The sequence below is a fragment of the Cedecea sp. genome (genome assembly GCF_036500665.1).
Lineage (GTDB): Bacteria > Pseudomonadota > Gammaproteobacteria > Enterobacterales > Enterobacteriaceae > Cedecea.
This window is the reverse complement of the sequence record NZ_DASYBS010000138.1, coordinates 148,662-161,556: the sequence shown is the minus strand read 5'-3', so window position 1 is coordinate 161,556 and position 12,895 is coordinate 148,662. Positions and strand designations below refer to the sequence as shown.

The window sequence follows — 12,895 nt, the reverse complement described above, 5'->3', positions numbered from 1 at the left end:
GCGATCGTCGGGAACGAATCGCGAACGACCCCGAATGTTTGGGTGATAGCCGGTGGGTTTACCGCTTCAGCGGCGATGAGCTCGCCGGGCGCCGGGGCTGTTCGGGGGATGGCGTTATCCCCCGGACACGTTCACCGTGCTGCGAACGTGCAGGGGAAAACAGATCTACGGGTGAACGGAATAACTGCGGATCGAAAGACATATCCCGGAATATTTTAAAGGCAAATTTGTATAAGAGAGCCCAAAGGAGAGAGGGTGAGGGGCATTCCTTCCGTCATATTTCTGTCATTTAGTTACCTTACTCTCACTTTCGGTTTAATCATTTGATCTATCTACGCGCGTAGATACACTGAGTGAAATGATTAAAAAATGGCATCTTCGCCGACGGATAACGTTCGATCTCTGTGAGAACCCTAATGACGACAAGCACTTTCCCCCCACCTCAGGCTGACGCGCAGCACGCTGCGGAGGAACGCCTGGCGACCCCTGAAGGTAAACGTGATTTTATTCGAGCCACCTTCTCCTGCTGGCTTGGCACCACCATGGAATATGCCGACTTCGCGCTTTACGGCCTGGCGGCCGGTATCATCTTCGGTGACGTCTTCTTCCCGGATGCCACGCCGGTCATGGCGTTGCTCTCAAGCTTTGCCGCCTACTCCGTCGGGTTCATCGCCCGCCCGATTGGCGCGTTGCTGTTTGGCAGGCTGGGAGACCGCTACGGCAGAAAAATAGTGATGGTCATTACCATCGCGTTGATGGGCTGCTCCACGACTTTAATCGGGCTTATCCCGAGCTACGCGCAAATTGGCGTCTGGGCACCGACCTGTCTTGTGATCCTGCGCTTTGCTCAAGGGTTGGGCGCGGGCGCGGAGCTGTCCGGCGGCACCGTGATGCTGGGTGAGTATGCTCCGGTAAAACGCCGTGGGCTGATATCGTCGATTATCGGGCTGGGCTCGAACAGCGGTACGCTGCTGGCCTCTTTGACCTGGCTGTTGGTGCTGCAAATGGATAAAGACGCGCTGCTTTCCTGGGGCTGGCGCATTCCGTTCCTGTGCAGCATGCTGATTGCCGTTGTCGCCCTGATCATCCGTCAGCATCTGCGCGAGACGCCGGTATTTGAACGTCAGAAAGCGCTGCTGGAAGCCGAGCGCAAACAGGTCCTGGAAAAGGGGCTGGCCCAGCAGCAGAAAGACCCGCGCAGCTTCTGGCGACGCACTCGCGCTTTCTGGACCATGGTCGGGCTACGCATTGGCGAAAACGGTCCGTCTTATCTCGCTCAGGGGTTTATCATCGGCTACGTCGCCAAAGTACTGGCGGTAGATAAATCCGTCCCCACGCTGGCCGTGCTTATCGCCTCGGTGCTGGGCTTCGCGATCATTCCTTTTGCCGGCTGGCTCTCCGACCGCTTTGGCCGCCGTATTGTTTACCGCTGGTTCTGCCTGCTGCTGATTATCTACGCTTTCCCGGCCTTTATGCTGCTGGACTCACGTGAGCCGATGATCGTTATTCCCACCATCGTCGTCGGCATGGGACTGGCTTCGCTGGGGATTTTCGGCGTGCAGGCGGCCTGGGGCGTAGAGTTGTTCGGCGTGACTAACCGCTACACCAAAATGGCGTTTGCTAAAGAACTCGGCTCTATGCTTTCCGGCGGAACCGCACCGCTGGTTGCTGCCGCGCTGCTCTCCTGGACCGGGCACTGGTGGCCAATCGCGCTCTATTTTGCGGTCATGGCAGGAATCGGTCTGGTCACAACCTTCTTTGCCCCGGAAACACGAGGCCGCGACCTGAACCTGCCGGAAGACGCTATTTGATTTGTCACAGAGTTGACGGCGATTTTTACGGAGCAAAGCTTTATGCTGTGGCTCTGTTTACACTCTAAATAATTCGAGTTACAGGCAGGCGGCAAGACCGTAAATCCTCAGGAGCATAGCTCACTATGTGACTGAGGTGAGCGGGTGCAGCCAACGCACCTGTGGCTTGAAGTATGACGAGTATAGCGCCAGCCAAATAAAGCAGGTATTCAGTGACTAAGCCTCATGTACACCGCGTTACCCGCGCTGAAGTCGCCAAAGAAGCAGGCACTTCCGTTGCGGTCGTCAGCTACGTGATTAACAACGGCCCGCGCCCGGTTGCGCAGGCCACCCGCGAGCGCGTGCTCGCCGCTATCAAGAAAACCGGCTATCGCCCGAACGGCATCGCCCGGGCTTTAGCCAGCGGCACCACGCGCACCTACGGTTTAGTCGTGCCCAATATCGCCAATCCGTTTATCTCGTCCATGGCGCACGCTCTCCAGCAGGAGGCCTTTGCCGATGGCCGGGTGCTGCTGCTGGGCGATTCGGGTGATGACCGCGCCCGCGAGCTGGAGCTTATCAACAACCTGCTGCATCGCCAGGTTGACGGGCTGATTTATACCAGCGTCGACAGGCACCCTTATATCGATCTTATCCAGGCCAGCGGCACGCCTTGCGTGATGCTGGACAGGGTCGAACCGGAGCTGAACGTCTGCTCGATTCAGGTAAACGAACAGCACGCGGCCCGGCGGGCAACCCGCCACCTGATTGAGCATGGCTATCGCGATATCGCCATTATTTGCGGGCCGCAGGAGATGCTGAACACTCAGGATCGTATCCGCGGCTGGCGACTGGCGCTGGAAGAGGCAGGTTTGACGCTGCGCCCGGAATGGATTTTTCCAACGGATTACACCCGCCAGGGCGGCTACGACGCAACAAAGCAAATGCTGGCGGGCGAACTGCCTCGCGCGCTGTTTGCCACCAATGAACAACAGGCCTTTGGCTGCCTGAGAGCGCTGTCTGAACACGGGCTTTCGGTGCCAGAGGACCTGGCGTTGGTGTGCTTTAACGGCACCCTTGAGTCGGCCTTTAACGTCCCTTCTTTAACCACCGTGCGCCAGCCGGTCACGCAAATGGCGAAGAAGGCCATCGAAATGCTGAAGACGTGGGACGGGCAGCCGCATAAATATGAATTTGATTTTGAGCTGGAGATTGGCGAGTCCTGCGGCTGCCGATCCCTCACCACAAGCAGGAAGTCATAAGTAACATGAAGCGTTTAATTATCGATTGCGATCCGGGTAACGGCGTTGCCGGGGCTAACGTAGATGATGGCCTGGCCTTGGCCCTGGCGATTGCGGCCCAGGAGATTTCTCTGGAGCTTATCACCACCGTATCCGGCAATACGCCAAGCGAAGTGGGCTACGCCGTCGCGTCTGATTTAGTCGCCCGACTCGGCATGTCCGTTGAGGTCGCCAGAGGCGCCTCGCGCGCGCTGATTGAGCCTTCAGCACCGTGGCGTGAACACCTGGATCATAAGGTCGATAAAGTGGGCCTGCGTCATCTCTGGAAGGACGTGATTGCCCCGCAGATGCTGGCTGAAGTGTCTCCGCTGGCGGTGCATAAAATGGGCGAGCTTATCTGCGCGAATCCTGGCGAAATCTCGCTGATTGCTATCGGTCCGTTGACCAACGTGGCGCTGGCTTTGCAGCTGTATCCGCAGATGGCGAACGCGGTGAAAGAGATAGTGATTATGGGCGGCGTGTTTAACGTTGACGGTTACCTGAAAGACACCAATTTTGGCGTTGATCCGGAGGCCGCACACGCCGTGCTGACCAGCGGCGCAAACATCGTTCTGGTGCCGATGGACGTCACCACCCAAACCATGATGACCCACCGGGATTTGGACACGCTGGCCACCTGCGATAACCGCCTGAGCCGTTTTCTCGTCGAGACCATTCGTCCGTGGATGGATTTTTCCATGCAGACGCGCCAGCTCCCCGGCTGCTGGATCCACGATGTGCTGACCGTCGCCTGGCTGTTAGAGCCCGAACTGGTAAGCTGGACGCAGGATTATGTGGACGTTTCGCTGAGCGGGCTGAGCCGCGGCAGAACGCTACGCTATGGCCCGGAACACCTGAGGTTGGCGGTGAACGTTGACGCCCCGCAGGGCAAGCCGGTGACGCTGCTGCAAACCGTGGATAACCAGAGGCTGCTGGCGCTTATCGACCGGCATATTCGCCAGTTTGCCTGACAATAAGCCAATCCACTGGCGGTGATCACTCTATAGACCAACTCCACGGCGGCTACCCGGCTATCGCTTGTTGAGATAAAAAAGACTACACCGACCATCAGCATAAAAGGGCGTTTTCAATACGGCCCCTTTTACATTGGCCTCCCCGGAGAAAGGATACTGGATAGCGGCTTATCCTATGTAATACCGTATTTTTTCTCGGTTACGAACTTAGGCTCTTTCCAGTTAGGGCCTTTTTTACAGCCAGTACCATACGTCTTAGCTGAAAAAATCTGTCCACTATCTTCCAGTTTTTTTGTCTCGCGAATCAATTTGATGTTATATGATTCATACTTTTCAGCAGCTTTATGCCTGCCAAAAAATAAGTCCATGGTTGGATACCCTATACCGTCTTCCCAACGACCAACCAGAAATAAAATAACATCCGCCATATCTTCGTTTTTAACCATTTCATCAAAATCAATCATATAAATACCTCAATATCTATTCCTGTGAATTCAGAGCTTCTGGTGAATATAAAAGTGTCTCATCAGAACTCAATTTATAATCTTCTAAGGTCGCCGTATGGGTATTGTTCCAAACTTCATGGTCATTTACTGGAATCTCATCATCCTTAATTCCAAGATTTCGGTATCGCTCAAGCTCCCTGATTTCATGCGTATAAAACCGTTTATCGGTATCAGTTGCCCGGAGTTCTCCGTTCAGAATTTTATCCAGGCGGTAAATCATTATCTTATTAGCCTCAAACTCTCCAAAACGCCCGGTATGTACCCTGACCTTATCCACACCTTCCCGGTCTATGGTTGCCGTGCGCCAGTCAAGCTCCTGAATCGGGCCTCCTGCCCTGTCCGTATGGTAGTCCCGGCCGCTGTATTTACCTTTAGCGTTCGTTTCACCATAGGGATTGCTCAACATCACATACACCGGCTCCACGCCGGTACCGGCCGCGTTTGGACGCCAGTAGATAAAATCCCGTAATCCGCCCGGACTGATATCGCCCGACGGCGGTGTCACGACAAGCGTTTCCACCGGTGTGACATTCGTCCCTGTGTGTACCGGCGTCACAGGCACCGGACGATGATGACCGGTATCCGAAGGGCCTGCCGGGACCGGTGCCGGATTAATCAGAATGGACCGCGGCGGCTCGCCTGCCATCGTCGGCAGGGTGATAATATCCAACCCGGTCGCCGTATCCCGCACCGCATGCAGCACCTGTACCGCCGCCGGTATACCGCTCCCGGTTTTCAGCAGCTCCAGCGCCAGCTCGCCGTTACGGTTAACCAGTGCGCCGCGTACCGGCAGGTCAATGTGCGTTGCTCCCGGCCCGCCCGTGACGTTCTTCCCTGCCAGCAGCTTCGCGTTCAGCGCGAACATCGCCTCCAGGTTACGCCCCGGTACCCGGCCGCTGCCTTCCCCCGCCGGGGAGGAAAACAGCAGCGTCGAGGCCGCCATTGCCATCGGCCCTGCCGTGCTGGCCGTCAGCAGCGCCATCCCGCGCCTGATGGCCGCAGTCAGCGCGCCGGCAAGCGTGTCGCCGAACGTCATGACGCCTTCCCCGGCCACCGACAGCTGCATACTCCACTGTCCACCGCTCAGCGCCAGCGCACCGGGTGCGCCCAGCATCAGCATAGCGGCATCCGCCTGCTCCGCCGTGTATTCCGGGGCCGGCATCAGGCCCGTCATCAGCCGCACCGCCACCTGCTTTTCCTCTTCCGTGGCAAAGCAGGCCGCCACGCCACCGTCATCCCGGTTCATCGTCCAGGTCGACCCCAGGGCGTTGATGTTCATCAGATAGCAGGCTTTTTTTTGTGATTTGAACTGAAAACTACCGTCACCGAGGTCGGTTACCAGGGGCGGCGGGGTATCGCCGGGTGGGAGCGTGACGGCCTGCCCGTTGGCATCATAGGGCACGCCATCCCTGTAGTACGCAGGGGGTTTCATCGTTACGGTTCCTTCGTCTGTGGTGTCTGTCATCCGGTTTAAACGCTGCTCATAAATCAGCGTCAACCGACAATCACACAGGACCTTTTATCCAGGGAACCGATAAGGCCTTATTAAGTCTCATTTTTTCTTTTAATCAGAGAAGTATCGCCGGATGAAACCCTATACCGGGGAGATATCATGCGAAGAGAATGTAGCGGAGGTTTAAGATAAAACAAACTGAACCCTGCATTAGAAACAATGCCGGCCACCTAAAGCGGCCGACGTCAGAAAAAACCTTAAAGTACCTTGCTCAGGAAGGCCTGAGTCCGTGGGTTTTGCGGCGCGCTGAAAAGCTGCGCGGGCACGCCCTGCTCCTGAATCACGCCCTGGTCAATAAAGATAACCCGATCGGCTACTTCGCGGGCGAAGCCCATTTCATGAGTCACGATGATCATCGTCATCCCTTCCTGCGCCAGCTGCTTCATCACCGCCAGCACTTCGCCAACCAGTTCAGGATCCAGCGCAGAGGTTGGCTCATCGAACAGGATAATCGACGGTTCCATCGCCAGCGCTCGGGCAATGGCCACTCGCTGCTGCTGGCCGCCGGACAGGCTTGAAGGCCAGGCGTCGATTTTGTCCAACAGCCCCACCTTTTGCAGCAGCTTCTCGGCGCGGCTCACCGCTTCCGCTTTTGACAGCCCTTTCAGCGACATCGGCGCCATAATCAGGTTTTCCAGCACCGTCATATGCGGGAATAAATTGAAGCGCTGGAACACCATGCCTACGCCTTCGCGCAACGTATTAAGGTTGGTTTTTGGATCATGCACCGCGAAACCGTTGACCACCACTTCACCGCCGTCCGGCTTTTCCAGCGCGTTCAGGCAGCGCAGAAACGTACTTTTGCCGGAGCCGGAAGGGCCAATCACGCAAACCACTTCCTGAGGCGCGATATCACAGGAGATGCCACGCAATACGTGAGTTTTGCCAAACTGTTTCTGTAAATCCTTAACGTGAATCACTTTTGCCAAGCCTCTTTTCCATATGTTGCACCAGCAGCGAAAGCAGGAACGTCAGAACCCAGTACACCACGGAGATGGTCAGGTACGGTTCCCAGTAGGTCGCGTAAGCGCCGGAAACGGTACGCGCCGCATAGGCCAGGTCGGCAAGGCCGATAGCGGAAGCCAGCGACGAGTCTTTCACAATGGCAATCGCGTTGTTGCCCAGCGGCGGCAGGATACGACGGAACGCCTGCGGCAGGATAACCTTACGCATCGTTTTGCCCCAGCCCATGCCGAGCGCGCGCGAAGCTTCCATCTGCCCTTTATCAATGGACTGAATACCGGCGCGGAAAATCTCGGACACATAGGCACCGGCATTCAGGGTGATCGCCACCACGCAGGAGAGAAACGCGCCGTATTCGGAACGCAGCTCGCGCGCGAAGTCCACGGACATCATCCCGCTGGTAATCATTATTCCGTCACGCGGGTTAATAAACAGCGGTACCAGCGCAAAGTGAACCACCATGATCTGCACGAACAGCGGCGTGCCGCGAAACGCGCTGACGTAGACGCGCACCGGCCACTGCACGGCATAACGCAGCACGAGCTTCCACGGGCCGTCGTCGGCGTGAGCCATACGGCCAAGCCCCAGCAGCAGCCCCCACGTTGTGCCTAAAATCACGCAGATAATGGTGCACTTGATGGTCATCAGCGCGCCTTGCATAAATAACGGCGCGTATTCTGAGATTATCTCCCAGCGAAATCCGGTCATACCTGTCCTTGTTGGGGCCGGAGCGGCCCCGATTGAAAATTACTCTGCCGGGAGGGTTGGAACGTTGTTGTCGAACCAGGTGGCGTAAATTTTAGCGTAGGTGCCGTCGGCGATGATTTTCTTCAGGCCAGCGTCGATTTTACCCTTCAGTTCGGAGTTGCCTTTGGCCACCGCAATGCCAAAGTACTGGCGCTCGAACTTGCTGTCCGGGACCAGCTTCAGCGGTTTTTCCGGGTGGGATTTGATGTAGTATTTCACCACGCCTACGTCACCCACTGCCGCGTCGATACCGTCTTCGGTCAGTTCCTGCATCAGCGGCGTGTTATCAAAACGTTTGATATCGGTACTGTTTTTACCCAGCACGTCGGACACCACGATGTCGCCGGTGCTGGAGTTAACCACGCCCACTTTTTTGCCTTTCAGGGCGGTAACAGAGTCCACTTTTGAGTCGGTCGGTACCACGATGGACTGCTCGGCCGGGAAGTACGGGGTAGAGAAGTCGACCATCGCTTTACGCTTGTCGGTGATGGTGATGCCGGAAATGATGATGTCGCGGTCGCCGGAGTTCAGCGTGGCAAAAATACCTTCCCACGGGGTGTTAACCAGCTTGATATCAAACCCTTCGGCTCTGGCGACGGCTTTGATGATGTCGATATCAAAACCTTCCAGCTGTTTCTGGCTGTTTTCGTATTCAAAAGGACGATAGGTGCCGCCGGAACCCACTACGTAGGTCTGCGCCATCACCTGTGCAGAACTGAACACTGCCGCGAGCAAGCACCCGCCAACTACTACTGATTTCATCGCTTTAGTTAACATAGAAGCCCCTGGATATATGATGTTTTTATGCAGTTAATGTGCATAAAAATACATAATTACCCGAAATGCAGCAACAGATAATTCACGATGGAGGATAATTACTGGCACTGAGGCTTAAGAATGGCGTCCAGCACCGGTGCCATATCCGTCCGCCAGGCCCCCTCTTCACCGTCGTAGAATTTTTCATCGCCGTTAACCGCGAACGGGATCTGCGCCTTTTGCAGTTCACAGGCGACAAACGTTGCCATCGCAACCTGCTGATCGACCGACAATTTGCTGCCTGGTGACCAGTTGCCAACCCAGGAAAGGTGGCCGGTTTTCTGCTGCCAGCGCACCGCGGTTTCAATGCGGGCGTGGATCGCCGCTTTTTCCGCATCCGTACCGGTACTCCACTGGCTTTTACCGTTCAAGGTTTTTGGACCGCCCGGCATCAGATGCCAGTCCGCCATCACCAGTCCGTGACGGGATTCAGGAATTTTGAGGGTGGCAAGCGCTTCCGGAGAGGCATGATAACGAGGGGCAACAAAGATGTGGCGCTGCGGGCTGATTTTATGAATCGCCTTCACGGTTTTATCGTACACCTGGTTAAGCAGCTGAGGGTTGGCGCTGAGCTTTTCTTCCGGCTGCCCGATGATGTCGAAGACCAGCGAGTCGTCATTTTTGGCAAAGAAGCGCGCGACGGTGGTCCACCACTCAACAATATCCTCGACGTTGTCCGCCCCTGGCTTCGCCTTTAGCTCCGCCGCCCGGTAGCTGATGACCGGCACGATATGGTACTGCTCACAGGCATCCACGATGCGCCGCAGATGCACCAGCTTCTGGTGCGTTATCGGCCCCGCGACGCGAATGCGAACGTGGCCAAACCCGCGCTGCTGAAAGTCACGGACAGCCAAAGGATCGAACTCACGGATCCCTCGCTCGGTCACCGCCCAGTCAACGTTCATCCCTACCCCAAGCTGGCTGGTCCAGCTTGGCGGCAGGGCTTCCTGTTGCGCAGCAAACGAGCTGGCACAGAAAGAGAGAGCAATCAGGGCAAGGGTCGGCTTTAACATTGGCGGCACGTTACTTAGCGAAGGAAAACTAATATTTAGCATGCTTTTACCGTTTGCGGGGAGTGTGGATTGCAATAAAAAATGAATGGTGATGCCGAGTGTGAAGGATTGCCTGAAAGGATCGTGCTTCGTTTAACAGAATGCAGGGACTGCTTACCATAAAAAAAGCGCGACGTCTCCGCCGCGCTCCGTGATTATTCAGGAAAACTTATTTCAATTCAGGCCAGTACTCTTTGTTCGCCTCAACCAGGTCGTCCAGGATAGCCTTGGCGACGGACGCGCTGGGCACGGTTTTCGACAGGGTGATCGCCTGCCACAGTTTCTGGTAGGAGCGGTGCTCCCAGGCATCTACCACCAGTTTTTCCACCGCAACCTGCTGGCTCATCAACCCTTTCTGGAACTGAGGGATATTCCCCACCACCAGCGGCTCCGGCCCGTCTTTGCCGACCAGGCAAGGAATTTCCACCATCGCTTCCGGGTCGAAGTTATTGATGGCCCCGTTGTTCGGCACAATCAGCAGCATCCGCTCCTGGGTGTTAAAGGCAATCGCCGTCGCCAGGTCAACGATGTAGGAGGCGTGTTCATCAATTTCCAGCTCGCCTGCAGAGGATTTCCCGGCGCTAATAATGGCGTTACAGGAGCCAAACACATGTTTCTCACGGTGATCCATCACCTCATTCGCCCTGGTACGCTGCGGGTTGGAGTGCTGCACCACGTAATCCGGATACAGGTAGTATTTCAGGTAGGTGTTCGGCAGCGTATCGGGGTCGAGCGCCCAGACATCCTTCGCTTTGGCAAAGGTGTCATTCCAGCTTGCTTCTGTGCCATGCTCGTCCGTTGGCGGCACATAACCATGTTTAGCAACATGTTCGCGAATTTTCGGCATCAAATCGTTGCCGTCTTTATCTTCAACGTGGGTCCACCAGCCAAAGTGGTTCAGGCCGTAGTAACGCACCTTCATCTCTTTGCGATCCTTCAGACCCACAATCTGCGCCATGCGGCTTTCAATGCCGATAGGCATATCGCAGATATTGAGGATTTTTGAATTCGGGCGCAGGCGACGGGTCGCTTCCGCCACGATAGCCGCCGGGTTGGAGTAGTTAAGCATCCAGGCGTTTGGCGAATATTTTTCCATGTAATCCACCAACTCCAGCACGCCGCCGATTGAGCGCATGCCGTAGGCTATCCCGCCAGGGCCGCAGGTTTCCTGACCCAGCACGCCGTGGCGAAGCGGGATTTTCTCGTCCTTTTCGCGCATCGGATATTTGCCCACGCGAATGTGCGCCATCACAAAATCCACGTCGCTGAACGCTTCCTGCGGGTCGGTGGTATAGCTGAAATCGATATCCGGCGCCTGTTCTTTCAGGATGATTTTGCAGGCCTCGGCGATGGTCTCCTGACGCGCACCGTCATTGTCATAGAATTTCAGCGCCCGCAGCGGAAAGCGGTGTTGGTTTGCCAGCAGCATCAGCACGATGCCTGGGGTAAAAGTACTGCCGCCGCCTGCTACAACTACCGAGAATTTTTTCATGATACTGCCTCCGTCATGGATGGATGTTCGTCTGAGACTTGCTGCTTAATAAGGGTTTCAATCTGGTCGCGAATTTGCGGGACATGCAGCCCGACAATCACCTGAATGCCGTTGCCGCTGCGCACCACGCCGTGGGCGCCAAGGGCTTTAAACACTTCGTCGGCTTCGGTCAGCGCCATGTCGGCGAGCGTGATACGCAGGCGAGTGGCGCAGTTATTGAGGCTGGCGATGTTCGCCGCGCCGCCAAGCGCCTGCAGGAAGCCATAGGCCTGGCCGTGTTTTGCGTCCTGGCTCACCGCCGCGCTGGTTTGCTGGCGAGCGGCCTGGTAATCAGCCTTGCTGTAGAGTTTGATTTCGCTGTCTTCCCGGCCCGGCGTTTTCAGGTTGAAGCGCAGGATTAAGGCGCGGAAAACCACGAAGTAGACGCCGGTAAAGGCGATGCCGATGCCTATCTGGGTAAAGACCATCGACGCGTGGTTATGGAACATCGGGATCCAGTTTTGCGGCAGGAACTGGTCAAGCAGGCCGCCGCCCATGTTGCCTACCACGCCCGCCATGTACATCACCGTTGCCATCGAGGCAGCCAGGAAGGCATGCACCGCGAACAGCAGCGGGGAGATAAACAGGAAGGTGAATTCCAGCGGTTCGGTAATACCGACCAGCATGGCGGTTAGCGTCGCGGGGATAAGCAGCCCGGCAACCTTCACGCGGTTCTGCGGCGAGGCGGTGTAGTAGAGCGCAAGCGCGATGCCCACCGAGCCAAACACTTTCGAGTTACCGTGCAGGGCAAAACCACCTTCCGGGAACAGGGATTTCAGCGACGCGGTGCTCTGGCTGAACGCCTGCAGATGCTGCGCCCAGTAGACCTGAATGCCGCCTTCCACCGCCGCCGGGCCGAAGATGAACGGGCCGTAGACAAAGTGGTGCAGCCCGGTGGGGATCAGGATGCGCTCAAGAAAGGTGTATACCCAGACGCCAAGCGCCCCGGCACCGCGCAAAAATGCCTGCAGCGATTCGATGCCGAGCTGCACTTTTGGCCAGCCGAGCAGCGTCAGCCAGGCGCAGGGGATCATCACCAGGAAAGCCACAATCACCACGAACGAACTGCCCTGGAATATCCCCAGGAAGACCGGCAGCGGCTTGTCGAAGTAGCGGTTGTGAATGGCGGTGACGATGCCGGAGATTACAATCGCGCCAATAATGCTGGTATCCAGCGTTTTAATGCCGGCCATCATCGTCAGGCCGCTGCCTGCCGTAGGTTCGAGGCTAAAATCGACGCCGAAGTAGTGCCCCCACGTCATCCCCATCGCGTTGATGAAGTAGTTCCAGGTCAGGAAACTGACCAGCACCGCCAGACAAGCGCGCCCCTGGGCCTGTTTCGCCAGGCCAATAGGCAGACCCACGGCGAAAATCAGCGGCATATTGCGGAACACCGTCCAGCCGCCTTCTTCGATGATATGAACAATTTGAGCAAACAGGGTGTCAGGTGCGGTGAGCGCCTCCCCGACAAACAGCGGGTTGCGCAGCATGATGGCGAGCCCGACCACGATCCCGGCAAAGGGGAACAGCAGGACCGGGGTAAACATTGCACCACCAAAGCGTTGTATTTGACTGAGCATTTTTAAATCCTCATGTAACAACTTCATAGGGTAAGAGGCGGCCTTATTTTTTTAGTCTGGCCTGAAGCTGAGAATAAGAAGGCCCAGGAATATTCGCTGGTTCAGCCGCGCTGAATCGTGATCGCTTTCATGGTTTTTATTTG

12 protein-coding genes are annotated in these 12,895 nt (G+C 56.3%); 4 read left to right on the top strand and 8 right to left on the bottom strand.

Translation table 11 applies throughout. The features are described from left to right. From VGM55_RS22360 to VGM55_RS22345, 4 genes are all read left to right on the top strand, one after another. On the top strand, positions 1–219 hold a 219-nt coding region (locus tag VGM55_RS22360), incomplete at its 5' end, for a hypothetical protein (RefSeq protein ID WP_331636730.1). 197 nt (positions 220–416) lie between these two features. Next, positions 417–1,811 (top strand): MFS transporter, encoded by a 1,395-nt coding sequence (locus VGM55_RS22355; RefSeq protein ID WP_331636729.1) that lies wholly within the window; start codon positions 417–419, stop codon positions 1,809–1,811. A gap of 212 nt (positions 1,812–2,023) precedes the next feature. Further along, positions 2,024–3,052, top strand: a complete 1,029-nt coding sequence (locus VGM55_RS22350; RefSeq protein ID WP_331636728.1) for a LacI family DNA-binding transcriptional regulator — start codon at positions 2,024–2,026, stop codon at positions 3,050–3,052. 5 nt (positions 3,053–3,057) lie between these two features. Next, positions 3,058–4,041 (top strand): nucleoside hydrolase, encoded by a 984-nt coding sequence (locus VGM55_RS22345; protein WP_331636727.1) that lies wholly within the window; start codon positions 3,058–3,060, stop codon positions 4,039–4,041. 176 nt (positions 4,042–4,217) lie between these two features. Here the strand turns inward: VGM55_RS22345 and VGM55_RS22340 are convergent, their stop codons facing one another. The 8 genes from VGM55_RS22340 to VGM55_RS22305 form a co-directional block, all read right to left on the bottom strand. Beyond that, positions 4,218–4,508: a hypothetical protein gene (locus tag VGM55_RS22340; protein WP_154187407.1), complete on the bottom strand. Its 291-nt coding sequence runs from the start codon at positions 4,506–4,508 to the stop codon at positions 4,218–4,220. A gap of 16 nt (positions 4,509–4,524) precedes the next feature. Next, a complete protein-coding gene (locus tag VGM55_RS22335; RefSeq protein ID WP_331636726.1) occupies positions 4,525–5,982 on the bottom strand; it encodes an S-type pyocin domain-containing protein in 1,458 nt (485 codons plus the stop codon). 278 nt (positions 5,983–6,260) lie between these two features. Further along, on the bottom strand, positions 6,261–6,983 hold the full coding sequence (locus tag VGM55_RS22330; RefSeq protein WP_331636734.1) for an amino acid ABC transporter ATP-binding protein: 723 nt from the start codon (positions 6,981–6,983) through the stop codon (positions 6,261–6,263). Beyond that, positions 6,970–7,734, bottom strand: coding sequence for an amino acid ABC transporter permease (locus tag VGM55_RS22325; RefSeq protein WP_154187403.1), 765 nt, complete (start codon positions 7,732–7,734; stop codon positions 6,970–6,972). Before VGM55_RS22325 ends, VGM55_RS22330 begins: the two co-directional genes overlap by 14 nt. A 39-nt stretch (positions 7,735–7,773) precedes the next feature. Further along, positions 7,774–8,535, bottom strand: coding sequence for a basic amino acid ABC transporter substrate-binding protein (locus VGM55_RS22320; RefSeq protein ID WP_331636733.1), 762 nt, complete (start codon positions 8,533–8,535; stop codon positions 7,774–7,776). Between the two features lie 113 nt (positions 8,536–8,648). Continuing rightward, on the bottom strand, positions 8,649–9,602 hold the full coding sequence (locus tag VGM55_RS22315; protein ID WP_154187401.1) for a cellulase family glycosylhydrolase: 954 nt from the start codon (positions 9,600–9,602) through the stop codon (positions 8,649–8,651). 208 nt (positions 9,603–9,810) lie between these two features. Continuing rightward, complete coding sequence (locus VGM55_RS22310; protein ID WP_154187400.1) at positions 9,811–11,133, bottom strand: 6-phospho-alpha-glucosidase; 1,323 nt, start codon at positions 11,131–11,133, stop codon at positions 9,811–9,813. Next, complete coding sequence (locus VGM55_RS22305) at positions 11,130–12,752, bottom strand: alpha-glucoside-specific PTS transporter subunit IIBC (RefSeq protein ID WP_154187399.1); 1,623 nt, start codon at positions 12,750–12,752, stop codon at positions 11,130–11,132. The genes VGM55_RS22310 and VGM55_RS22305 overlap by 4 nt, the downstream gene beginning before the upstream one ends. Positions 12,753–12,895 lie beyond the last annotated feature (143 nt).